This is a genomic window from Viridibacillus sp. FSL H8-0110, from assembly GCF_038003565.1.
Lineage (GTDB): Bacteria > Bacillota > Bacilli > Bacillales_A > Planococcaceae > Viridibacillus > Viridibacillus arenosi.
In genome coordinates, this window is the sequence record NZ_JBBOPJ010000001.1 from 744,718 (window position 1) to 769,199 (window position 24,482).

Annotated in this window: 22 protein-coding genes, 1 other RNA gene and 1 pseudogene; 19 read left to right on the forward strand and 5 right to left on the reverse strand. The window is 35.2% G+C overall.

All coding sequences use genetic code 11. The features are described from left to right. Window positions 1-6: 6 nt before the first annotated feature. A complete protein-coding gene (locus tag MHH98_RS03670; RefSeq protein ID WP_038188839.1) occupies window positions 7-627 on the reverse strand; it encodes a spore coat protein in 621 nt (206 codons plus the stop codon). Between the two features lie 172 nt (window positions 628-799). Here MHH98_RS03670 and MHH98_RS03675 point away from each other — a divergent pair, with 172 nt between their 5' ends. From MHH98_RS03675 to ssrA, 15 genes are all read left to right on the forward strand, one after another. Continuing rightward, the gene (locus MHH98_RS03675; RefSeq protein ID WP_076065691.1) at window positions 800-1,381 is read left to right on the forward strand and encodes a LemA family protein; all 582 of its coding nucleotides are present in this window, start codon (window positions 800-802) and stop codon (window positions 1,379-1,381) included. Next, window positions 1,378-2,178: a TPM domain-containing protein gene (locus MHH98_RS03680; protein ID WP_038188828.1), complete on the forward strand. Its 801-nt coding sequence runs from the start codon at window positions 1,378-1,380 to the stop codon at window positions 2,176-2,178. The genes MHH98_RS03675 and MHH98_RS03680 overlap by 4 nt, the downstream gene beginning before the upstream one ends. A gap of 103 nt (window positions 2,179-2,281) precedes the next feature. After that, complete coding sequence (gene rpoN / locus MHH98_RS03685) at window positions 2,282-3,556, forward strand: RNA polymerase factor sigma-54 (protein WP_038188825.1); 1,275 nt, start codon at window positions 2,282-2,284, stop codon at window positions 3,554-3,556. Window positions 3,557-3,568: 12 nt separating this feature from the next. After that, window positions 3,569-3,811 carry a glutaredoxin family protein gene (locus MHH98_RS03690; protein ID WP_038188823.1) on the forward strand — a complete coding sequence of 81 codons (243 nt, stop codon included), beginning with the start codon at window positions 3,569-3,571 and terminating at the stop codon, window positions 3,809-3,811. A gap of 170 nt (window positions 3,812-3,981) precedes the next feature. After that, on the forward strand, window positions 3,982-5,010 hold the full coding sequence (locus MHH98_RS03695; protein WP_038188820.1) for a sugar-binding transcriptional regulator: 1,029 nt from the start codon (window positions 3,982-3,984) through the stop codon (window positions 5,008-5,010). Between the two features lie 23 nt (window positions 5,011-5,033). Then, a complete protein-coding gene (gene gap / locus MHH98_RS03700; protein ID WP_038188817.1) occupies window positions 5,034-6,041 on the forward strand; it encodes a type I glyceraldehyde-3-phosphate dehydrogenase in 1,008 nt (335 codons plus the stop codon). A 241-nt stretch (window positions 6,042-6,282) separates the two neighbouring features. Further along, the gene (locus MHH98_RS03705) at window positions 6,283-7,467 is read left to right on the forward strand and encodes a phosphoglycerate kinase (RefSeq protein WP_076034482.1); all 1,185 of its coding nucleotides are present in this window, start codon (window positions 6,283-6,285) and stop codon (window positions 7,465-7,467) included. A 15-nt stretch (window positions 7,468-7,482) separates the two neighbouring features. Continuing rightward, window positions 7,483-8,244, forward strand: coding sequence for a triose-phosphate isomerase (gene tpiA / locus MHH98_RS03710; protein ID WP_076065693.1), 762 nt, complete (start codon window positions 7,483-7,485; stop codon window positions 8,242-8,244). Continuing rightward, window positions 8,237-9,763, forward strand: coding sequence for a 2,3-bisphosphoglycerate-independent phosphoglycerate mutase (gene gpmI / locus MHH98_RS03715; protein ID WP_038188810.1), 1,527 nt, complete (start codon window positions 8,237-8,239; stop codon window positions 9,761-9,763). The genes tpiA and gpmI overlap by 8 nt, the downstream gene beginning before the upstream one ends. 20 nt (window positions 9,764-9,783) lie before the next feature. Continuing rightward, window positions 9,784-11,079: a phosphopyruvate hydratase gene (eno, locus tag MHH98_RS03720; RefSeq protein WP_038188806.1), complete on the forward strand. Its 1,296-nt coding sequence runs from the start codon at window positions 9,784-9,786 to the stop codon at window positions 11,077-11,079. 244 nt (window positions 11,080-11,323) lie between these two features. Further along, the gene (secG, locus tag MHH98_RS03725) at window positions 11,324-11,551 is read left to right on the forward strand and encodes a preprotein translocase subunit SecG (RefSeq protein ID WP_038188803.1); all 228 of its coding nucleotides are present in this window, start codon (window positions 11,324-11,326) and stop codon (window positions 11,549-11,551) included. Between the two features lie 118 nt (window positions 11,552-11,669). Further along, the gene (locus MHH98_RS03730) at window positions 11,670-12,416 is read left to right on the forward strand and encodes an alpha/beta hydrolase (protein WP_076065694.1); all 747 of its coding nucleotides are present in this window, start codon (window positions 11,670-11,672) and stop codon (window positions 12,414-12,416) included. A 43-nt stretch (window positions 12,417-12,459) separates the two neighbouring features. Further along, entirely contained in the window at window positions 12,460-14,871 is a 2,412-nt protein-coding gene (gene rnr, locus MHH98_RS03735; protein WP_076065695.1) for a ribonuclease R, read from the forward strand. Between the two features lie 33 nt (window positions 14,872-14,904). After that, window positions 14,905-15,372 (forward strand): SsrA-binding protein SmpB, encoded by a 468-nt coding sequence (gene smpB / locus MHH98_RS03740; RefSeq protein ID WP_076065696.1) that lies wholly within the window; start codon window positions 14,905-14,907, stop codon window positions 15,370-15,372. A gap of 178 nt (window positions 15,373-15,550) precedes the next feature. Beyond that, window positions 15,551-15,910: a transfer-messenger RNA gene (ssrA, locus tag MHH98_RS03745) on the forward strand. A 204-nt stretch (window positions 15,911-16,114) separates the two neighbouring features. Here the strand turns inward: ssrA and MHH98_RS03750 are convergent. Continuing rightward, a pseudogene (locus tag MHH98_RS03750) lies at window positions 16,115-16,564 on the reverse strand (site-specific integrase). Between the two features lie 633 nt (window positions 16,565-17,197). Here MHH98_RS03750 and MHH98_RS03755 point away from each other — a divergent pair. Then, complete coding sequence (locus tag MHH98_RS03755; protein WP_076065698.1) at window positions 17,198-17,611, forward strand: hypothetical protein; 414 nt, start codon at window positions 17,198-17,200, stop codon at window positions 17,609-17,611. An 86-nt stretch (window positions 17,612-17,697) separates the two neighbouring features. Here the strand turns inward: MHH98_RS03755 and MHH98_RS03760 are convergent, their stop codons facing one another. Further along, window positions 17,698-19,095, reverse strand: a complete 1,398-nt coding sequence (locus MHH98_RS03760; protein WP_083669676.1) for a DNA cytosine methyltransferase — start codon at window positions 19,093-19,095, stop codon at window positions 17,698-17,700. A 136-nt stretch (window positions 19,096-19,231) separates the two neighbouring features. Here MHH98_RS03760 and MHH98_RS03765 point away from each other — a divergent pair, with 136 nt between their 5' ends. The 3 genes from MHH98_RS03765 to MHH98_RS03775 all read left to right on the forward strand — a co-directional run bounded on the left by MHH98_RS03765 (window position 19,232) and on the right by MHH98_RS03775 (window position 22,472). Next, entirely contained in the window at window positions 19,232-20,008 is a 777-nt protein-coding gene (locus MHH98_RS03765) for a SinI family restriction endonuclease (protein WP_076065699.1), read from the forward strand. Window positions 20,009-20,217: 209 nt separating this feature from the next. Continuing rightward, complete coding sequence (locus MHH98_RS03770) at window positions 20,218-21,402, forward strand: hypothetical protein (RefSeq protein ID WP_076065700.1); 1,185 nt, start codon at window positions 20,218-20,220, stop codon at window positions 21,400-21,402. After that, entirely contained in the window at window positions 21,402-22,472 is a 1,071-nt protein-coding gene (locus MHH98_RS03775) for a hypothetical protein (protein ID WP_076065701.1), read from the forward strand. The genes MHH98_RS03770 and MHH98_RS03775 overlap by 1 nt, the downstream gene beginning before the upstream one ends. Before the next feature lie 349 nt (window positions 22,473-22,821). Here MHH98_RS03775 and MHH98_RS03780 read toward each other — a convergent pair whose 3' ends face one another. Both MHH98_RS03780 and MHH98_RS03785 read right to left on the reverse strand, forming a co-directional pair. After that, a complete protein-coding gene (locus tag MHH98_RS03780; protein ID WP_340712230.1) occupies window positions 22,822-23,424 on the reverse strand; it encodes a nitroreductase family protein in 603 nt (200 codons plus the stop codon). Between the two features lie 125 nt (window positions 23,425-23,549). After that, window positions 23,550-24,200 carry a DsbA family oxidoreductase gene (locus MHH98_RS03785; protein WP_340712231.1) on the reverse strand — a complete coding sequence of 217 codons (651 nt, stop codon included), beginning with the start codon at window positions 24,198-24,200 and terminating at the stop codon, window positions 23,550-23,552. Window positions 24,201-24,482: the final 282 nt, after the last annotated feature.

Below are 24,482 nucleotides of genomic sequence, written 5' to 3' on the forward strand. Positions count from 1 at the left end.
TTTTTGTTATTGTAGGCGGGAATTTGGAGCGGGGGCAAAAGCATTTAATAACTCTTGCATATCTTTTCCATCTAATTGAGGTACTTGATAATATTTATGTTTGTTTTGATACAGGGATAATTCGTAAGCCATTTCAATACAGTTCGGTACTGAATCGGCTAGTACACGTCTTACCACCGGGTTAGTTGTTTCGAGGGCAGTCGTTACCTTACATGAAGCGAGCTGTTTATGCCCACCTAGTAAGTAACCTGAAATCATTTCGTCATTCAGCTCAGAAGCGTTTGACATTGGCTTTTTTGGTTGAGATGGTTCTAACCCGTAGATGAAATCATGGTTAAGTTTCATCTGATAACTACCAGTCGGGTGAGATGGGTCACGTCCTGTCCTAAATGACTCAACTGTAATATTGTACTCATCTAAGCTGAAATTGTACTGGCGGTCTAAAATATCCAGTAATTCTGGGTCTTGTACGTGTGGACGCAAAAGTACAGCGTGATTAAGCATAGCAACTGTTTCAGATAATGTTTCGTGCATATCTAAAACTTCGTGGCCACCATGGTTCATCATCGCAGACTGTGGTTGATACATATTACCGGATTCAGTTTGTCCAAATTGGTTATTAGTCAATTGTTTGGCCTCCTTAATGAAATAGCGTTTACCGCAACTGTAGTATGGATTTAAAGCAAAACATTATACGATGAAAATGAAACTTCCAAATGTTTGAAGCGTATAATAAGTCGTATGTTTTTTCATAAGGAAGTAAGGGAAGAATAATTAAAAAATGAGGAGGTCTTTCATTTTGAAAAAATTGGTCACACCCTTAATAATAATTGCCGTAATTATTGGTGTTTTAGCGATGATGATTGTGCCACGCTATAACAAGTTAGTGAATGCGGATGAGCAAGTGGATTCGAAGTATGCTCAAATTGAAAATCAATTACAAAGACGTTTAGATTTAATACCTAATTTAGTGAATACAGTTAAAGGATATGCAAATCATGAAAAAGAGATTATGACGGACATTGCTGAATCTCGATCGAAATTAGCTGGGGCGAATACACCACAAGATCAAGCTATCGCAAATGATGAATTGACTGGTGCATTAAATCGATTATTAGTTGTTGTAGAAAAGTATCCTGACTTAAAAGCAGACGCGAATTTCCGTCAATTGATGGATGAACTCTCTGGAACGGAAAATCGTATTGCTGTCGCGCGTGAAGATTATAATGAAGAGGTAAATAGTTATAATAAATTAAGAAGAGCATTTCCAGGGAACCTTATTGCTGGAATGTTCAATTTTGAGAAAAAAGAATATTTTAAAGCAAATCCTAATGCCAAAGATGCTCCAGCAGTAGACTTTGGTGGAAATGATTCAAAATGAAAAAAATCACTCTTGTACTAGGTGTATTATTTACTTTGGGGTTATTTTTTATAACTTCTGCAACGACTCAAGCCGCAAGTTTACCGAAACCTGAGCAGGATGGGTACGTACAGGATTTTGCAAATGTTGTATCAAAAGACACCAAAGAAGAATTGAATGAGCTATCCAAAAATCTAGAGATTGCAACCGGTGCACAAATTTATATTTTAACTGTAGATACTTTAGGTGGTTTGGATGCTGCATCGTATGGTACAAAAATTGTGCGTGCATGGGGAATTGGAAGCAAAGAAAAGAATAATGGCGTGCTTATTTTAGCAAGCTTTGGTGACGCTGAAGGTGATCGGGATTTACATATTACTGTTGGTCAAGGTCTGGAAGGCGCATTACCTGATGCTAAAATTGGACGGATTTTAGATGAATATATGGTACCGAATTTAAAAGCTGGAAATTATGACGCCGCCTTTAGTTCTGCATATAAACTTATATATAATATCGTTGCAGAGGAATATAACTGGGATGGGACAGTAGACAATCCTGTAAAGCCTGAAGAAGAAGGCTTATCGCCAATAACGATTGTTATCATCGTTATCCTTTTTTTAATCGTATATAGTATGTTTTCAAAAGGTGGAGGTGGATCTGGTGGTTCACGAGGTCGCCGAAGAAGTATATATGATTATGGTGGTGGCTGGGGGAGTTTTAATTCCGGTGGTAGTGGTAGATCTAGTGGCAGAAGTTTTGGTGGATTCAACGGTGGTGGAGGCTCATCAGCTGGTGGAGGAGCAGGGCGTAAATGGTAGATGAAATGGTTTCGCAAAATTGCGGAACCATTTTTTTGTATATGAGTTTTCGATTGGCATGCTCATCGCATAAACTTTATAATTGAGGTGGGGGTGTTGAGAAATGTCATTTCGCTTTGAGCAATCGCAAACACAAATTCAAAAGCTAGCGCTAACGCAGGAAATGCGGCAATCATTAGATTTACTGCAATATTCCTCTGAAGAATTACACGCTTTTCTACAAGAAAAACAAGTGGAAAATCCCTTTTTAAAAATAAAAGTAAAATCATCAAAGAATCAACAAACTAAAGATTGGGCAGAATGGACAGCGTCAGCAGAATCAGATTCAATTCAAAGTTCTATTATGGATCAGTTATTAAACCAATCCTTATCTCCTGAATGTAAAAAAGCTATCAATTGGCTAATTAATGATTTAGATGATTTTGGCTTCTTAACAAGTACGGACGAAGAATATTCTAAATGGCTAGGTCTGAATATTCCTACTATAAAACAGGCTAGACAATACATATTACAGTGCGAACCAACTGGCATTGGCGCTTGTTCGATGTCGCAATGTTTATTATTACAAGCAGAAAAAGGGCAAATGGATGAGGTCGTTTGCAATATTTTATCCAATTATTACACATTATTTATTGAGAAAAGGTGGCAGGAGTTAGGGCGTATTTCTAACTATTCTTTAAAACAAATCCAACAAGCAGCTGATGCAATTAGTACGTTGAATCCATCACCTATAGACTATTTAAGAACACCTAAAACAGAATATATAATTTCAGAAGCAGACGTTTTTATGGAAAATGGTAAATTGTTAATACGATATTCCAAAGAAGCATTTCCTTCTGTCGAGTTAGATGAAGAGTATGTTAAGCAAATCCAGGGAGATCAAGATTCATTTGCTTATATTAATGGAATGAAGGAACAGGTACGTATTATAGATAAGCAATTATTGCTAAGAAAAGAAACTCTGCGCCTAGTTATTCAAGAAATCGTTAAAAAGCAATCAGCATTTTTTTCAAAAGGCTACGACGCCATTGTTCCTTACACAATGACAGAATTAGCTACAAAGCTAGAGTTACATGAGTCGACGATTAGCAGGACAATTAAAGAAAAATATATTCATACTGCATTGGGTACATTACCATTACGTAGATTTTTTTCACAGCGGTCAACGATGGTCAAGGACGAAGATGTTTCTGTAGATCGTGTCAAAACACAGTTACAACAATTAATTCAAGCTGAAGATAAAACAAAGCCATTATCTGATCAAGCAATAAAAAGTTTGCTCGAGCAACAGGGATGGGTATTATCAAGACGTGTCATAGCGAAGTATCGGGAGCAATTAGGTATACTTGCTTCAACGAAACGAAAAAGGTTTGAGTAATGAGGTGAGTAGATGAACATTAAATATTATAGTCGTCCGGGTTGTGGGCTTTGTGAAGAAGGGATAGAACTATTAAAGATAGTACAAGAAGATGTTCCGTTTACAATAGAAGAAATTAATATTGAAACAGATGATTCATTGCATGAGCGATTTATGTTAATGATACCGGTTGTTGAAAAGAACGGAGAAATTGTTCAATATGGATTGCTCGATTATGTAACTTTATTAGAGGGATTAGCTATTGAAGAGGGGTAGTTACCCTCTTTTTTAGCAAAAAAAGTTGATTTATAATTCACTTTTTAGTTGCGAATTTTGAAAGGCAATTGTATACTATGTGCAGGAAATAAATTTTTTTACCCCAAGTGGGACAAAATTATAACCAGTGGGACAATAATTAACCCACCGCTGATGGAGGACGTAATAATATGTATACATTATCGGAGGCACAATTAAAATTACTACCCGAAATGTCAGACATCCTTCAAATCAGATATCGACTTCTTCAAACGATTCAGATGATGGGTCCGATTGGCCGTAGAGCATTAGCTGAGCAGCTATCAGTTACTGAGCGTGAAGTGCGTAAGGAAACTGATTTGTTAAATGAGCAAGGATTGATATTTACGAGCCGTTTAGGTATGAGTATTTCGGATAGTGGGCAACATGTACTCAGTAAACTAAAATCTCTCGTACATGAATGGTCAGGAATATCATCATTAGAAACTATACTCACAAGACAATTCAAAATTCAAAAAGTAATCATTGTACCGGGCAATAATGATATTGAGCCTTCTGTCAAAACATTAATGGGTACGGAAGCTGCGAATGAGCTAGAACGTCTAGCGAATGGTAAAAAAACTGTAGCTGTCACTGGTGGAAGTACTGTTAGTGCAATTGCTGAAAGTTTAACTCCATCGAATAAATTTTCACAATTACAGTTTATAGCAGCTAGAGGCGGTATTGGTGAAGAAATGCAGTTACAAGCAAACACCATTGCATCCGTATTTGCTAGTAAAACAGGTGGTACTTATCGTACGTTGTATTTACCGGAATATTTAAGTGAAAATGCTTATTCTACAATGATGCAAGAACCTATTGTGAGAGAAATGATGGATCTATATGAACAGACTGATATTGTCATACATGGTATCGGTTCTGCAGAGGAAATGGCTGTTCGCAGAAATTCATCACCTGAAGATTTACAAGCGCTACAAAGTTTTGGAGCAGTCGGTGAAGCTTTTGGTTATTATTTTGATGAAACGGGTAAAGCAGTACATAGAATTCGTACTGTTGGTATCCAGCTGGAACAAGTTCACAAATGCCCGTCTATTTTAGCTGTAGCGGGAGGAACTTCAAAGGCTAAAGCAATTCTTTCGTATATTAAAAACCCTGCAGCGCAAACTATTCTTATTACGGATTTAGGCGCAGCAGAAGAAATGATTAAATTACTTAAGTAATTACAAAAATGGAGGAATAGAACATGACTTTAAAATTAGCTATTAACGGATTTGGACGTATTGGACGATTAGTATTTCGAAATGCGGTACAGCATGAGAATATTGAGGTAGTAGCAGTAAACGATTTAACAGACGCAGCGATGTTAGCTCATTTGTTAAAATATGATTCCGTACACGGTATTTTAGATGCAGAAGTATCTTCTGAAGGCGAATACCTAATTGTTAATGGTAAGAGAGTACGTGTTTATGCTGAAAAAGATCCAGCAGTTTTACCTTGGAAAGAACTTGGAGTCGATATTGTTATCGAGTCTACAGGACATTTTGTTAAAACAGAATTAGCAAGCAAACATCTTGAAGCAGGTGCTAAAAAAGTTATCGTTTCTGCACCGGGTAAAGGTAGTATGCCAACATTTGTTATGGGTGTAAACCATAAAGAATACAATGCTTCAGAGCATAATGTTGTTTCAAATGCATCTTGTACTACAAACTGCTTAGCACCAGTAGCAAAAGTATTAGATGAGAAGTTTGGTATTAAACGTGGAATGATGACTACAATTCACTCATATACAAATGACCAACGCATTTTAGACTTACCACATTCTGATTACCGTCGTGCACGTGCAGCTGGTGAATCAATGATTCCTACAACAACAGGTGCTGCAGTAGCAGTTGCAAAAGTTTTACCTAATTTAAAAGGCAAACTAGACGGTATGGCTGTACGCGTACCAACTCCTAATGTATCTTTAGTTGACTTAGTAGCTGAATTAGACAAATCGGTATCAGTAGAAGAAATTAATGCTGTATTAAAAGAAGCTTCAGAAAACGAACTAAAAGGTATTTTAAATTTCACAGATTTACCACTAGTTTCAATTGATTATAATGGTAATAAAGCATCATCAACAATTGATAGCTTATCAACAATGGTCCTTGAAGATAACCTAGTTAAAGTACTATCTTGGTATGACAATGAGTCAGGATATTCTGCTCGTTGTATCGACTTAGCGCTTTACATGTATGATCAAGGTTTGTAATAGAAAAACCGTAGCCTTTATGAACCCGAGCGTTTATAATGTATTAGGGTAAAAGGAGAAGGGTTTACTCTTCTCCTTCTTTTATTCCTATAAAGAGTAAGCGCTTGCCTACTAGTACTATTGGAATGAATTTTTCGAAGGTATTGTCGAATAGCCTATTGTATTATCAAAAAATTATAAATAAGATGCTTGTTTCACATAGTTGGAAAAGCAATATAAACAATTGGAGGAGGCTCTCTTCATGTATCAGAAGAAGACGATGAATGATGTAGAAGTAAACGGAAAGCGTGTTTTTGTGCGCGTAGATTTTAATGTGCCTATGGAAGATGGTAAAATCACCGACGACACTCGTATTAGAGCAGCACTTCCTACAATTTCTAGCCTAGTTGAAAAAGGTGCTAAAGTAATTTTAGCTAGTCATCTTGGACGTCCAAAAGGTGAAGTGAAAGAAGAGTTACGTCTAACTGCAGTTGGTAAACACCTAGCTGAATTGCTAGGAAAACCTGTTACAAAATTAGACGAATCAATTGGTGAAACGGTAGAAAAAACGGTAGCAGAAATGGAAAATGGTGACGTTGTATTACTTGAAAACGTTCGTTTCCATGCTGGAGAAGAAAAAAATGATGCCGACCTTGCAGCAAGCTTTGCTAAATTAGCAGATATTTATGTGAACGATGCATTTGGAGCAGCTCACCGTGCACATGCAACGACTGCGGGAATCGCTGAATATATCCCATCTGTTTCGGGCTTATTAATGGAGAAAGAGCTTGATGTATTAGGTAAAGCTTTATCTACTCCAGAACGTCCATTCACGGCGATTATTGGCGGAGCGAAAGTAAAAGACAAGATTGGTGTAATTGAAAATCTTTTAGAAAAAGTAGATCACTTAATCATTGGTGGCGGTCTGTCGTATACCTTCTCTAAAGCACAAGGTTATGATATCGGACAATCTTTACTAGAAGAAGATAAAATTGAGTTAGCTAAATCATTCATCGAAAAAGCGCAAGCTAAAGGTGTGAAATTGCATATGCCTGTCGATGTAGTAGTTGCGGATACATTCTCTAAAGACGCAAATACAAAAGTAGTTGATATCGATCAAATTCCTTCTGATTGGATGGGGCTTGATATTGGTCCTAAAACAACAGCAAACTATGCAGATGTTATTAAAAACTCTAAGTTAGTTATTTGGAATGGACCAATGGGTGTATTTGAAATGGACGCTTTTGCGAACGGAACAATGGGTGTGGCACAAGCTATGGCAGATACTGATGCCTACACTATTATCGGTGGAGGAGATTCAGCCGCAGCAGTCGAAAAATTCCATGTAGCAGATAAGATGAACCACATCTCAACAGGTGGCGGTGCATCACTTGAATTTATGGAAGGCAAAGCCCTACCAGGCGTTGTCGCATTAAACGATAAATAATGGAGGATGATTCACATGCGTAAACCAATTATTGCAGGTAACTGGAAAATGTATAAACACTTAAGCGAAGCTGTAGAATTTGTAGAGGCAGTAAAATCATCAATCCCAAACAAAGAAAAAGTGGACTCAGTTATTTGCGCTCCAGCTTTATTTTTGCCAACACTTGTCGAACAAGCTAAAGGCTCTAATTTGGCGATTGGTGCTCAAACAATGCACTTTGAAAAAGAGGGCGCCTTTACAGGTGAAGTAAGTCCTTCTCAACTATCAGACATTGCTGTTTCTTATGTAGTTTTAGGCCACTCTGAGCGCCGTGAGTATTATAACGAAACGGATGCAGCAGTTAACAAAAAAGCTCATGCAGCATTTGAATATAACTTAACTCCAATTGTATGTGTTGGTGAAACTCTAGAAGAGCGTGAAGCTGGAAATACAGTTAAAAAAGTAGCTGGTCAAGTACGTGTAGCGCTTGAAGGATTATCAACAGAGCAAGTAAAACAAACTGTTATCGCTTATGAACCAATTTGGGCAATCGGTACAGGTAAAACGGCAACTGCAGAAGATGCAAATGAAGTTTGTGGAGCGATTCGTGCTACTGTTGAAGAAATTGCTGGCGCAGAAGCTGCTGCTGCAATTCGCATTCAATATGGTGGAAGTGTGAAACCTGAAAATATTGTGGAACTACTAACAATGGAGCATATTGACGGGGCTCTTGTAGGTGGAGCAAGCTTACAATCAGATTCATATTTGAAACTTTTGGAGGCGGGCGCAAATGCCTAAAAAACCTGTAGCACTTATTATTTTAGACGGTTTAGGTTTACGTAGTGAAGTGTTCGGAAATGCTGTAGCACAAGCGAAAAAACCAACATTCGATCGTTTATGGAATACGTACCCTCACTCAACTCTAATTGCTTCAGGTGAAGCAGTCGGATTACCAGATGGCCAAATGGGTAACTCAGAGGTTGGCCATTTGAATATTGGTGCTGGTCGTATTGTGTATCAAAGTTTAACGAGAATCCACAAGTCTATTAAAGATGGTGACTTCTTCGAAAACGATGCATTAGTGCAAGCAGTAAAACATGCAAAAGAGAATAATACAAAACTACATTTAATGGGCTTACTTTCTGATGGCGGTGTACATAGTCATTATGAGCACTTATTCGCGCTATTAAAGCTAGCTAAGAAATATGGTTTAGATGAAGTTTATATTCATGGTTTCTTAGATGGTCGTGACGTAGCACCAACATCAGCAGTTTCTTATATTGAAGAAACTGAACGTCAAATAGCTGAAATCGGTGTAGGGAAATTTGCATCAATTAGTGGCCGTTACTATGCAATGGATCGTGACAATCGTTGGGATCGTATAGAAAAAGTGTATCAAGCACTTGTCGATGCTAAAGGAGAAGAAGCAAGTTCTGCAAAAACTGGTGTGCAAAATTCATATGCAAAAGATATTAAAGATGAATTTGTTGTACCTTTTGTCGTGAAAGAAAACGGCAAACCTGTTGCAACGATTGAATCAAATGATTCAGTCATTTTCTTCAACTTCCGCCCTGACCGAGCGATTGAACTTTCAAAAGCATTTACGAATCCTGCATTTAGTGGTTTTGAATTAAGTGGAAAACATCCTACTGATATCGTATATGTAACGTTCAAGCATTATAGTGATGAAGTAAATGCTAAGGTTGCGTTTGAAAATGATAACTTGGTCAATACTATTGGCGAAGTCATAGCAAATGAAGGTTTAACTCAACTGCGTATTGCTGAAACTGAGAAGTATCCTCATGTCACATTCTTTATGAGTGGTGGACGTGAAGAGAAATTTGCAGGTGAAGAGCGTATTTTGATAAACTCGCCAAAAGTAGCGACATACGATTTAAAACCTGAAATGAGCGCTTATGAAGTAACTGATGCATTGCTAGCAGCGATTGAATCTGATGCATTTGATGGCATTATTCTCAACTTTGCTAATCCTGACATGGTTGGACATAGCGGTATGCTAGAACCAACGATTAAGGCAATTGAAGTCGTTGATGAGTGTTTAGGTAAAATTGTAGATGCAATCATTGCAAAAGGCGGAGCAGCAATTGTAACTGCTGATCATGGGAATTCTGACGAGGTTACTACTTTGGAAGGTCAACCGATGACAGCTCATACAACAAACCCTGTTCCAGTAATCGTCACAAAAGAGAATATCGTTTTACGAGATGGTGGAATTTTAGCCGATTTGGCTCCAACCATGTTAAAATTACTTGGAGTGGAACAACCACTTGAAATGACAGGAAAACCATTATTTTAAAACTGAGGAGAGTTAAAACAATGCCAATTATTACAGACGTACAAGCTCGTGAAGTATTAGATTCACGCGGTAACCCAACAATAGAAGTAGAAGTATTCACAGAAAGCGGTGCATTTGGTCGTGCAATCGTACCATCTGGTGCATCTACAGGGGAATATGAAGCAGTAGAATTGCGCGATGGCGATAAAGGTCGCTACCTTGGAAAAGGTGTTTTAAAAGCAGTTGATAATGTAAATAACGTCATTGCACCTGAATTAATCGGTAACTATGCTGTACTTGATCAAGTATCAATTGATAACAGCATGATCGAATTAGATGGTACTGAAAACAAAGGTAAACTTGGAGCAAATGCTATTCTTGGTGTATCTTTAGCAGTTGCACATGCAGCAGCAGATTATTTAGGAGTTCCTCTTTATCAATATATCGGTGGAGTAAATGCAAAACAATTGCCAGTACCGATGATGAACATTTTAAATGGTGGCGAACACGCTGATAACAACGTAGATATTCAAGAATTTATGGTAATGCCTGTAGGTGCTGAATCTTTCCGTCACGCATTACGTATGGGTACTGAAATCTTCCACAACTTAAAAGCTGTATTAAAAGAATCTGGACATAATACTGCAGTAGGTGATGAAGGTGGCTTCGCGCCAAACCTTTCTTCTAACGAGGAAGCACTTGCTACAATTATGACAGCAATCGAACGTGCTGGTTACAAACCAGGAGAAGAAGTATTCTTAGCAATGGACGTTGCATCTTCTGAACTTTACAGCAAAGAAGATGGTAAATACCACTTAGATGGTGAAGGTGTTGTTAAAACTTCTGAAGAGATGGTTGCATGGTACGAAGAAATGACAAATAAATATCCAATCATCTCAATTGAAGACGGCTTAGATGAAAATGACTGGGCTGGTCATAAATTATTAACAGAACGTATTGGAGAGAAAGTACAACTTGTTGGTGATGACTTATTCGTAACAAATACGAAAAAATTATCACGTGGTATCGAAGAAGGCGTTGGTAACTCAATCCTAATTAAAGTTAACCAAATTGGTACTTTAACAGAAACTTTAGATGCTATTGAAATGGCTAAACAAGCAGGCTACACAGCTGTTATCTCTCACCGCTCAGGTGAATCTGAAGATGCAACTATTGCTGACATCGCAGTAGCTGTAAATGCTGGTCAAATCAAAACAGGTGCACCTTCACGTACTGACCGCGTTGCGAAATATAACCAATTACTTCGCATCGAAGATCAACTACACTCAACAGCAAGATATAATGGCTTAAAATCTTTCTACAACTTAAAAAAATAAGTTAGAAATTTACTTAAGCTCTAAATAACAGAGAGCTATTTCACTGTCGCAATTAGGACAGTAGAAATAGCTCTATTTTTTCATAAGGTAGTCGTCAAAATTGTATAGAAATGTTAGAATATAACTTAAGCGCTAGTCTATATACAGGCTACATAGCATGATTGAATTAGAACAACGTTGTCATTACGTACAGTTTTTGGTAAGATAAGACTGTTGTGATGTTTCGAATCAGGAGGTGGAACATATGCATACTGTGATTATGACACTATTAATCATTGTTTCTCTTGCATTAGTTGTCTTAGTATTATTACAATCAAGTAAAAGTGCAGGTCTTTCGGGAGCCATCTCTGGTGGAGCTGAGCAACTTTTTGGTAAGCAAAAAGCTCGAGGCATGGACCTTATTTTGCACCGCATTACGGTAGTATTATCAATTTTATTTTTTGTACTAGCTTTAGCTATTGCGAAAATTTAATGAGCGATATTTGAACCGCCTGACCACCATATGGTTAGGCGTTTTCTTTTATAAAAGCATATAATTAATAATAGAACACTTACATACATGAATTGTATTATTAATGGAGGTTTGCTTCATGGAAGTTTTAATGTCACAGCCTTTCTTTTTTAAAGCAGGTCCACGTGCAGTTTTACTGTTGCATGGATTTACTGGGAATTCTTCTGATGTGCGAATGTTAGGGAGATTTTTGGAGAAAAAGGGCTATACTACGTTTGCTCCTCATTATAAAGGCCACGGTGTACCACCAGAGGAACTAATCCATACAAGACCATCAGATTGGTGGGAAGACGTTCTACAGGGATATAATACTTTAAAAGAAGCTGGTTATGAAGAGATTGCAGTTGCTGGTTTATCTTTAGGTGGTGTATTTTCACTGCGTTTAGGGTATACACTACCTATTAAGGGGATTGCGACAATGTGTGCACCAATGTCAATGCACACTACGGATTTAATGTTCGAAGGTGTGTTGAAATATGCACGTGACTTTAAAAAGTTTATTGGAAAAAAACCAGATGAAATCGAGCAAGAGATATCTGAACTGAAGCAACAAGGGATGCCTTCACTTTCAGAATTACGAGAACTTGTTTATCAGGTTCGTAATCAGATTGATCTAATCTATGCTCCAATATTCGTTGCCCAAGGATTATTAGATGACGTGATTGATATAAATTCAGCACAAATCATTTATGATCAGGTGGAGTCCAATGATAAAGCTATAAAATGGTATAAAGAGTCTGGGCACGTTATTACTCTTGACAAAGAGAAAAAACAATTACATGAAGATATATATGCTTTTTTAGAAAAACTCGATTGGCAAGAGTAAAAATGGCATTCTTCGCAAACGCTATTAGAAGGAGGGAAGAAAGATGAACAATCAAGAATTATCTTTACAAGAACGATTATTAAGTTTCATGAAGGAAGAACAATATAAGCCGCTCACTGTTGCCGAATTGGAACAACAATTTGGTTTTAAAGATGCAGATGAATTTAAAGAACTAGTGAAAACACTAGTAAGAATGGAACAGCAAGGGCAGGTAGTACGTTCTAATACGAATCGTTATGGTACGCCAGATCGTATGAATTTGTTAAAAGGACGCTTCATCGGTCATGCAAAGGGGTTTGGCTTTGTTGCACCTGAAGAAGCAGGAATGGATGATGTGTTTATACCGCCAGATGCCCTTAATGGTGCATTAAATGGTGATACAGTATTAATCCGTGTATCTAAAACAACTTCTGGAGATCGACGAGAAGGTAAAATCATTCAAATTGTAGAAAGAGGAACAACGAAGGTTGTCGGCGTCTTTCAAGCAAATCGTGGTTTTGGCTTTGTAGTACCAGATGATAAGAAATTATCAATCGATTTCTTTATCGCAAAAGGAGACACTCTCGGCGCGATGGACGGCCATAAAGTAGTCATTGAAATTACTGGATGGCCTGATGATAATCGTTCAGCAACAGGAATTGTAACGCAAATTTTAGGTCACAAAAATGACCCAGGTGTTGATATCTTATCGATTATCCATAAACATGGTATCGCTATCGACTTCCCAAAAGAAGTGATTGATGCTGCATCAGCTATTCCTGATGAAGTAACACAAGCAGATTTAGAAGGTCGTATTGATTTACGTGATCAAATGATTGTCACAATTGACGGTGAAACTGCAAAAGATTTAGATGATGCTGTTACTGTGACAAAAAATGATGATGGTACGTATAAGCTAGGCGTCCATATCGCTGACGTAAGCTACTATGTAACAGAGGGTTCAGATCTTGATGAAGAAGCGTATGATCGTGCTACTAGTGTGTATTTAACAGACCGCGTTATTCCGATGATTCCGCATCGTCTATCAAACGGTATTTGTTCATTAAATCCACAAGTTGACCGACTAACGTTATCTTGTGAGATGACGATTAATGGTAGTGGCGAAGTAATAGGACACGAAATTTTCCAAAGTGTCATTAATACGACTGAGCGTATGACTTATACAGATGTTTATAAGATTTTAGAAGAAGATGATGAAGAGTTAAAAGAACGTTATGCAAATCTTGTTCCTATGTTTAAGGATATGGGTGAATTAGCGCAAATTCTACGCAATAAACGTATGGATCGTGGTGCTGTAGACTTTGACTTTAAAGAATCTCAAGTACTGGTAGATGAAAATGGTTGGCCTACAGATGTTGTATTACGTGAACGTACAGTCGCAGAGCGTCTAATCGAAGAGTTTATGTTAGCAGCCAATGAGACAGTTGCAGAACATTTCAAATGGATGGATGTACCTTTCATTTATCGTATTCACGAAGATCCTAAGCCAGAAAAACTTCAACGATTCTTTGAATTTGTAACAAACTTTGGGTTAGTGATTAAAGGTACTGGTAACACAGTCCACCCACGTGCATTACAAGAGATTTTAGAATCAGTTGATGGATTACCTGAAGAACCTGTTATTTCGACTATGATGCTTCGTTCTATGCAACAAGCAAAATATAGTGCGGAATGTTTAGGACACTTTGGTTTATCTACAGAGTTTTACACACACTTTACATCTCCAATCCGTCGTTACCCGGACTTAATTGTTCACAGATTGATCCGTACGTACTTAATAAACGGTGACGTTTCATCTGCTACAATTGCACACTGGAATGCTATAATGGATGAAATTGCACAGCATACGTCTGAGCGCGAACGTCGTGCAGTCGATGCAGAGCGTGATACAGATGCACTGAAAAAAGCACAATATATGGCTGATAAAATTGGTGATGAATTTGAAGGTATCATTAGTTCAATTACAAACTTTGGTATGTTCATCGAATTAGAAAACACAATTGAAGGTCTTGTTCATATAAGTAATATGACAGATGATTACTACCGTTTTGACGACCGTCAAATGGTGATGATTGGCGAACGTACCGGTCGTATTTTCCGTATTGGTGATGGTGTAGAAATTAAAGTTAAGGCTGTCAACGTTGAAGAATCAGCTGTTGATTTTGAAATCGTCGGTATGAAACGCGAATTCGGCCGTACTCGTAAAGAAGCACCACGTGTCATTCATGCGAAGAAAAAAGAGGGCACTAGAGGTGGCAGAGGAAAAGGCAGAAGCGAAAGTGGAAGCGGGAGCGGAACTCGAAAACCAAGTGGTGCAAAAGTGAATGGTAAAACACGCAAGGAAGAGCGTAAAGCTTCCGGTAAAAGTGGTAGCCAAAAGAAAAAGTTCTACGAAGGTATTGCTAAAAAGAAAAAAGGCAGCAATGGTAAAAAGAAAAATAAAGAGAAGCGCTAGTCGCTTCTCCTCTATTTAATGAGGTGAATGATAATGGCTAAAGGGTCAGGAAAAGTTCTGGCACAAAATAAAAAGGCAGGACATGATTTCTTTATAGAGGAAACGATCGAAGCAGGAATGGTATTACAAGGAACAGAGATTAAGTCAATTCGTAACGGTAGAGTGCAATTGAGAGACTCATACGTCCGCGTCAGTGGTAATGAAGCTTGGATTTCAAACATGCACGTTAGTCCATATGAACAAGGAAATCGTTTTAATCATGATCCATTACGTTCACGTAAATTATTGCTTCATAAAAGACAAATTGCTGAGCTAATTGGTAGAGTTAAACGTGACGGTTATACTATCGTACCGCTGAAAATGTACATAAAAGACGGTTATGCGAAATTATTAATCGGTGTCGGTAAAGGTAAGAAAAACTACGATAAACGTGATGACCTACGTAAAAAAGAAGCAAAACGTGATATGGAACGTACATTCAAGGCAAAAAACCAAGTATAATTAAGATGCTCAAACTTGAAGTTTCACCAATCTTGCCTTATAATTTATAAAGTAAACAAGCCAGTATAAATACTTTTTATAAAAGTATTTCCGAACGGCCTTAAGACATTTATTGTCATAAGGTTCCCTAAGGCATTTAACTACAAGTAGTAGAAATACCTTGTAAAGCCTATATTAAGGGGACGTTACGGATTCGACAGGGATGGTCTGAGCTTGAGTTGCGCGTCGGAGGTCTCGGCTTCGTCATCAACGGAAGTTATATAATAACTGGCAAACAACAAAACAACTTAGCTTTCGCAGCGTAAGCTGATGAAACTGCCTGTCTATTCTATCGCCCATGTAGCATAGTTCAGGCTCACTTATAGTGGGATACGGTTACTAGTGCCACTTGAGCTAGTAACAAGAGCTTCCCAAGTTAGCGCTCATGATGCCTGCTTGCTGGCTATTGAAGCGTGAATCCTAAATAGGCAAGATACACGCGTAGAAGCTTGAGTATTGGAGTTTCTGGACGCGGGTTCGACTCCCGCCGTCTCCATATTACGAAATCATACGATTTCAATGAGTGTCAAAACCCTTGATAAATAAGGGTTTTGGCACTTTTTTTTCATTCAATTTCATCTAAAGTTATTTAAAAATAGTCAATTTATAGTCAAAATAGAGTCGATGGATTAACTCTCTAAATAGTGTATGAACTTTTGAATAGCACCTTCTTTTGCTTTCTTAGTAACATGAGTATATATGTCTAAAGTTGTGTTTTAACATCTGAATGACCTAAACGATTTTGTACTTTTTTAATACTCACACCTGCTTCAATTAAAAGAGAGCAATGAGTGTGACGTAGTCCGTGAGGGGATACCCACTTGAGTGCGAATTTATTTTGCACGCTGTACATCCACTTTTGAACTTGCCCAGGTTGGATAAATGTATTGTTCTTATTACTAAAGATTAATTTGCTTTTTTAAAGAGTATTGATTCCAAGCTTAAAATACTTTTGTTTCTGAAGTTTCTTCCATTCCTTTAAAATGGATACAGTAGTTTCGTCTATTTTAATTGTTCTGGCTTTACCTGTTTTAGTAGATATTAAATAGAGCTGAGTATTTTTTCCACGTGCAATAGCTTTGTTTATCGTCAACGGATTATCTACTAAATTCAAGTCATTCCACTTAAGTGCTAATGCTTCGCTTTTAAGCATCCCAGTATAAGAGATTAATCGAAGAAGAGCATATGCTTTATAATCCAAATATATGCCAAGAAAGTTTTAGATTTTGCGGTTGCTCATAATTACATCCAAAATAATCCATTTATTTATGTTGAAACAAAGGTAAAGCCAACGTATGTTGTTCCCATTGATGAGGATGAAGAAAACTTTTATTCTCGTGAAGAGTTGGTTACATTTTTAAATTATGCTGAAATATGATTTAATTGTTCTTGCTTTTTTAACCTTTGCAGCCCATTCATTATAATACGTGTTACTATAAGAAAATTTATATGATTTATAGGCACATATAGAATTTTGTTGTGATGAATTCACTAAAGAAATGTGGGATAATTAATATAGAAACATGATGTTAAATTGGGAGGAATACTACTTACATTTTTATTTTCAATCAAAACAAGTTTAGTTCGCAAACCTCTTAAATTTTTATCCAATTTAATGTTGAAATCTAATTATTTTTTGGATCAGTATATTATTTTAAATAATGATTCCACTCAATTATTAGATTAAGAAATAAGCAGATGTAGTACTATTACGCTCGATGTTAATAGAATAGTAAAAAACGAAAGGGAATGTTACCAATTCAAAAAAGTAACATTAAATGGAGATATGGAAATTTTAACTAGCATCTATGAAAAATACTGCAACCGAATAGAAACTACCAATAAAAATTTTGAATTTAGAAATTTTAAAATAGTATCAGATAAAGGTTATTTTATAATATGGATTTATGTACCTAATCCAATAAAGGAAATTAGATATAAAATGACAGTAAAAAATCCAATATGTGAGTTTAATTCTGATGTCCAATATAATGAAGGGAATGAAAAGTTTATAGAAATTATGGAGAATGGTAGAAAGTTCGCATATGAAATTATTGCTCTTGAGAAAATAGAAGAACCAATTCCCTTAGCCAACATGAAAAAATTAAATGTCAATGCACCCCAAAATTTTGCTTATATTGATAACTATCCACAATTAAAAGTAGAATTAAAAAAGGCAAGGACTAGAAAAATATTCTAAGCCTTGCCTTTTCTTGATCTGTTTGCTTTAAAAAAGGAAATTATTATTAGCTAATCACTGTCAAGAAAAGTTATTACAAATAATTTCTAAATAGGAAGAAGTGTTTGCTCGGACTCCTGATTTTTTAAGGCTTTTTCTAGATTCTTTTTATATAGAACAGGGAAAGTTATATCAGATGTATTTTTGTATCTAGAATATTTGAAATTGTTATAAATGTTGTCATTTATGCCGTTAATGTCATTGAGGATGGTTTTTCCTATAGCTTCTCCAAGTTTGATTGGAACAGCATTTCCGATTTGTTTATATTTTTCTAATAGGCTTCCACAAAATACCCAATTGTCAGGGAACCCTTGTATTCTAGCGTACTCCTCTATTGATAACGGTCTTAATTCGGTAGGATGAATTAAGTCAGTTGCTGGCATTGTAGGTACTGTCACGAGTGTTGGACTTGGCTGACTAAATGATAAACGTCTGAAGAAGCCGGTTTTTCCTCCACCCATAAAGTATTTTCCCCCCATTGCTTCACGTTGTTCTGCATCAGATAATGATTTCCAATTTCCACCCTCTGGGATCTTCTTAAACCATTCTATACGACTTTCAGGCATCTTAATATAGTTCATTTCTGTTCCTTGAATATCCCCAATTGCTTCCTGAAGAGTTTTCCAAGGTGGTAGGTTATATTCCCTGTCTTCTGAGTTTGTAGGGGTTAAATAGGGAACTTTTTCATTTCCTAATTTTCCTATAATAACAAATCGTTCACGTTTTTGAGGGGCACCAAAATTTGCAGCATTATAAAGTTCAAATGATACGCTATAACCAAAAGACTCTAATTTTTCGATGACATAATGTAATACGCCCCCTTTTACAGGGTGTCCATTTGTGTCGTCTAAGACAGCTACTGTTGTTTGAAGCCCACGAACATTCTCAATAACTACATATGTTGGCATCAATTCGCCAATTAAATTCAAGTAGCGAATAAAAACATTACCACGTGCATCTTCAAGCCCCTTTTGATTACCAGCGGTCGAGAAGGCTTGACAAGGAGGACCTCCAAAGATGATATCTATTTGTTGTTCATTTGGAATTTTTGCATATTCTCTAATTTTATCAGTAGTGCATCCCCATATATCCCCAATCAAGCCGATTTCATTATCATTAGATACAATTGTAGCACGTGCATCTTTGTTTATTTCACATGCTAGAAGTGGGTGAATCCCTGCGTTTCTCATCCCTATGTCCAGCCCCATACCTCCACTGAAGAATGACAAAGCAACAACATTGGGTATTTCATCAGTTACTCGTTTTCTATCATCTGGATCAATTACAAATTCGCCAGTTTTTAAAAAATTGTTAACATCCACTTGAGTTGTTATCCAAGCTCTATTTATATTTTGTGATTTTATTTTTCCATCTCTCATTAATTTTCTTGCATATTGTTCTGTAACTTTTAGTTGTTTTGCAACTGTTTGGATAGTCATTTCCATATAGATGCTCCTCTCCGAAACTATTTATAGACCCGATTACGATTCTTATCATAACATAATTTTATTTAGAGTGTACAATTATTAGTTTAATAAGATAAAATGGAAACTAATACATAATTTAAGGTGGGAAATTACTATGGCGAAAATTAAGAAATCCTTTGAATATATTTTGGAAAAAGGATTAACAATTGAACAAGCAAAATCTGCATTTGAATTTGCGGAAAATCTAGTAGTTAAAGAAAATCATCGAAACAATTTAACAGATATGTTTAACTTTGCATTAAATAATGATACTAGTCTTTTCACTGTATTATCATTTGAAGAAGGTGATTTAGAGAATATGGCGAGAGAATATCTAACTAAATGGAGTAATAGTTATGAGTTAGGTAGAACAAATTTAGCTATAAAACGACCACTGAAGAATTATGGAGAAAAAGATGCTGCACTAACTAAAAGAATTACTTCAAATACCGAAGAGGATGAAGAAACAATTAATAAATATTTACTAGGGCATTACCTATATATGAGTGCTGAAAATATGAATGGGATTATACTTGAAGAATATTTGGCTGAAGTGTTAGAACCTCATGGATGGATTTGGTGTGCTGGTTCAACCTTTAGAGCCATAGATTTTTGTTATTTAGGTGAAGAGAACATTTTGTTGCAAGTGAAAAATAAATATAATACTGAAAATAGCTCAAGTTCTGCAATTCGTAACGGTACAGAGATTAAGAAATGGCAAAGATTAAATCGTCCGCGAGTTGCAACAGGTTTAAATAACCCGATTCCAAATTGGGAGGCATTAAGAGTATTGGTTCAAGCTGATGAAGATTTAAAATTACAGTTAACAGAAGAAAAATATCTACAGTATATAATAGAAAATTCTACAAAGGAAATTGAAACTCGCAATTAATAAGTAATTACATAACGTCTTTATTCTTTAGATAACGCTTTGTATTACGGTAACAGTATGATTAGTATATATATCAACTGACTATATCATAAATATAATGGTTTAAAGAAAGCAGTCTAACTATTTGATGTCTGACTGTTTTTCTATAAGAGTTAAAAAATGGTATGATATATAAATAAAATCATTGAAGAATGTAAGGGAGATTAAAAATGGAAATTAAATCAAGAATAACAGATTCTCGTATTAACGCCGAAAACATTTTTATAGAAATGACTTATGGCGAATATTTGAAAATGGCTAAGGAAATTATAGAAAACAATCCATTACAAAGACGTAGGGTAAAATCATCAAATACAGTATATTCTTTATTAAAAAATGATTTGAAAACAGGTTGTTTAATGCCGCCGATGGTTCTTGCACTTACTAATGGAAGTTCTAGCGGGTATTCAACTATGGAAGATCATGAATTAACAAAATATATAGAAGGAAATAAGGAAAGACTTATTATCTTAGATGGATTACAAAGAACACATACACTAAAAGGTGTTGAGGTGGAACTTGATATTTCGAGTTCTAAGGAAGAGCTAGATAAATTTTATTCAAATAAGCTAAGAATTGAATTATACTTAGGAATCAACAAATTTGGAATTTTATATAGAATGTTAACACTAAATACAGGGCAAACACCAATGTCAGTACGTCATCAAATTGAAATGTTATATCAAGATTATCTACAAGGTGTAATCGAAGGAATTACAATTCTTAGAGAAGTAGATGAAGATAATAATAATGAATTAGGAACATATAATTTTAAAAGTGTGATTGAAGGATTTAATTCATATTTGGAAAGAGACCCATTACCTATGGATAGATTTGATGTATTAAATAATATTAAAAGCTTAGAAAAATTATCTATTGAAGATCAAAAACACGATTTATTTAATGAATATTTAAAAACATTTGATTCTTTTATAAGAAAGACTATTGATTATACTGAGAATTGGCAATTAGAATCAGATTATGAAGAGGAAATGAAACTAAATTCAAAAGCATTTGCGGTTTCGGCATTAAAGTTATTTAATAAGTCTCAAGCATTCACAGGCTTCGGTGCAGCATTAGGAAAATTAAGAGATCTTGATTTAATTCAAGGGTTTGAAGAAATTAATTTGGTATTACCAAATTTAATATCTGATGGAGATAAAGAGGATTGGATAGTCGATTTTATTACTAATTTGGACGAAGTTAAAAAGAAATCAAAAAAAATTGGTAATTCTCAACGTGAGTATTTTTATTGGTTCTTTAGAGCTTTATTTAATAAAGATTCAGATTCATACTTAAATTTAAGTCAAGCAGTAGAAGATGGTTATAAAAAATATCGTAGGGAATCAGAATAATGAATGAAATTAGTAATGATGAATTGTTGTCATGTTCATTAAATTATCAAGAATTTGATAAGGAAAATAATCAATTTATATTTAGGGAAAAGGACTCGGATTTAAAGATTTATTTTAATTATAAACTTGAAATAAGTGAAATGAAAGATATAAATGATTATGAAATTCATTTATTTTATAATAAGAATTTTGCAGAAAATAATATATTTCAGGTTTTTGATGGTGATATTAGATTGGGGTGGCTTTTTCCTTTACAAGCAATTATTTCTCAAAATCATGATTATGTAAGTAACGAATATTTTTTAAACTATGCATATATAGCTTTTTTAAAATTATTAGTCGAATCTGAAAAATGGGGGAAGAGATTAATCTATAGAGATGATTGTAACTACAGGTTAGAAGATTTATATGATATCGAATACACACATGTATTTGTTACGAGTAATTCAAATACAAATACCATAAGAGAATATAATTTTCAAAATTATATTCCTTCTTTATATGATAAGGGATATTTAAGTAGACCTGGGGATAATAATAAAACAATAGATAGCCAAAATAAAATAAAATTAAATAAAATTTCCGTCGATTTAACAGAAGAAGTGTTTATTAAATACTTATTTAATGAGATTTTGGTGGAGAAGATTCACCCGTTAGTTAAATTTCATATGTTATATCAGGTGATTGAGTTATTAATTGAAAGAATTTTTAATTTTGAACTTAAAATATTATTGGATGGATTATCAAAAAATGAGAAAAAACTTTTTCAAGTTAAGGAAGATTTAGGGAATATCGCCAATGAAAGTGATAGAATAAAAAAATTATTTAATAATTATAGCGAATTTGATGCATCTAGAGATGAGTTAAAGGACTCGTGTAATGAATTGTTAGATGGAGTAGGAAGAGATAGAAAGAACAATGCGGCGAAAGCCTTGTACAATGTTAGGAATCTTTATGTACATGATTATAGAAGTATTCCTAGCGAATTTACAATGCATATAGATCAAATTAATATTTTATTTGAGAAAGTCGTTATTGAAACTATACATACTTTTAAATTGAATGAATAAAGTATATCTTTCTATAAAAAATATATTAAGTGTTTTATAAATTTTAATAGGCATCTATGAACATGTGAATAAATGTATTCAAAAAAGTAGTCAAAAAAACACACTTACTCTAGCAACGACGGATATAACCAGGTTTAGAGAAAATAGATTTGACTCCCGCCGTCTCCATATGAAAGACAAGAAAAACCGTTGAGGAATCAACGGTTTTTGTTTTGGAAAAAACTAATTAGATTGAAAAGAACTTCTTTTGTCCCTTAATTAAGAAAAAAAGTAACTTATAAAACACAGGGGAATCTTTCAATTAACTTTGTTTCACTATATTTGATCATTTGATAGTGATTTGTTTATCTTAATAAAACTTCACAACATCTTCAAAAGGTAAGAATGTTCTTTCTCCTGGTTGTTCGTTTGGTTCACCAAATGGCATTTGTGCTACTAAGCTCCATTCTGCTGGGATATCCCAAGTTTGTTTTACTTCTTCATCAATAATTGGGTTATAGTGCTGCAATGATGCACCGATTCCTTCAGCAGTTAATGACATCCATGTTGCGTATTGCAACATTGCACTGCCTTGATGAGACCAAAATGGGAATTGTTCTTTATAAGATGGTGCATTTTCTTGCATTGTTTGTATTGTTTTTTGGTTTTCGAAGAATAGTACTGTTCCTACTCCATCGCGGAACCCTTGTAATCTTTCTGCAGTTGCCTCAAAATTCTCTGCTGGTACACGAGAGCGTAGTGTTTCTTTTACGATATCCCAAAACTTGTCATGTTCATTTTCCATTACTACAACGATACGTCCACTTTGCATATTAAATGATGTAGGAGCATGTAAAGCTGTTTTTAATAGTTCACTGATTCTTTCTTTTGTAATGTTTTCATTTTTTTTCACCTTACGAATAGAACGGCGGTTAATAATTGCTTCTTTTAAGTTTGTTGTAGTTACTGACATTTTAATTCCTCCAAATAAGTTTAATTTTAAAATAATATATAAACACATAGATTTTTCTGACAGAGCAAGCAGTTATTTAAAGTAAGGAAATACTTACAAAACTCCACTGTAGTTTAAATCTAGTATTAGCAATTCCCATTTATATCGCATTGCATGCCATCAAAGTCACTTGTTTGCTTTTTTTTTAATTCCTTATCAATGACTTGAGCTAATCTTTCTTTGCTGGCTAATCCTTGAATCACTTCATCACCAATAATGAATGTCGGAACAGCCATAATTTGCGCTTCTTCATAAGCGTGATTTAGAGCTTTTTGATGAACCTCGCGATATTTGCGTGATACTAAAGCGTCCTTAAAATCATCCATAGACAAACCAACTTCACCTGCTAAATTTGTTAATACTTCTACGTTCTCTATGTTTTGCTCCTCTTGGAAAAACGCAGTAAATACTCTATGGTGAAATTCATTTCCTTTTCCATGTTCTTTTGCGAAATGACATCCTTCAAATGCCAAGTTGGTATATGGGTGTGGAGAAACACGTGGTAAACGCATGTCAACTCCTAGTTTTTTTGCAGTAGGTAGGATAAAGGAATCCCATGAACTTAATTTATCAGGTTCTTTCCATGGATCGATTTTAGAATGTGGACTTGGACGTAATTCAAATGGCATCCATTCTACTTCTACGTCTTTTTCCTTTACAATCTCATCTAAAGGACCTTTACCTAAAAAACAAAATGGGCATATAAAATCCGAATAAGCTTTAATTTTTACAGTCATCGTATATTACCTTCCTTTTTTAGTAGTAATAGTACAATGTTGTAACAAACTAAGTTACAACATCTTTAAAAAAATATAGAAATCATAAATATTCTTACACTTTTACAGAGTATAATGTATTTTATTTTGTAGTGATGTTTCTATTTAAGATAAATAAAATATGAACAGCAATTGAAAATCGACTACTATTAAAAATTTAACCTCTCTGTTGTAACTATTATAGTTACAGCTTTAACAAATGTCAATTATTTATTTTTGTGTCTATATAGTTGTTAGTGATAT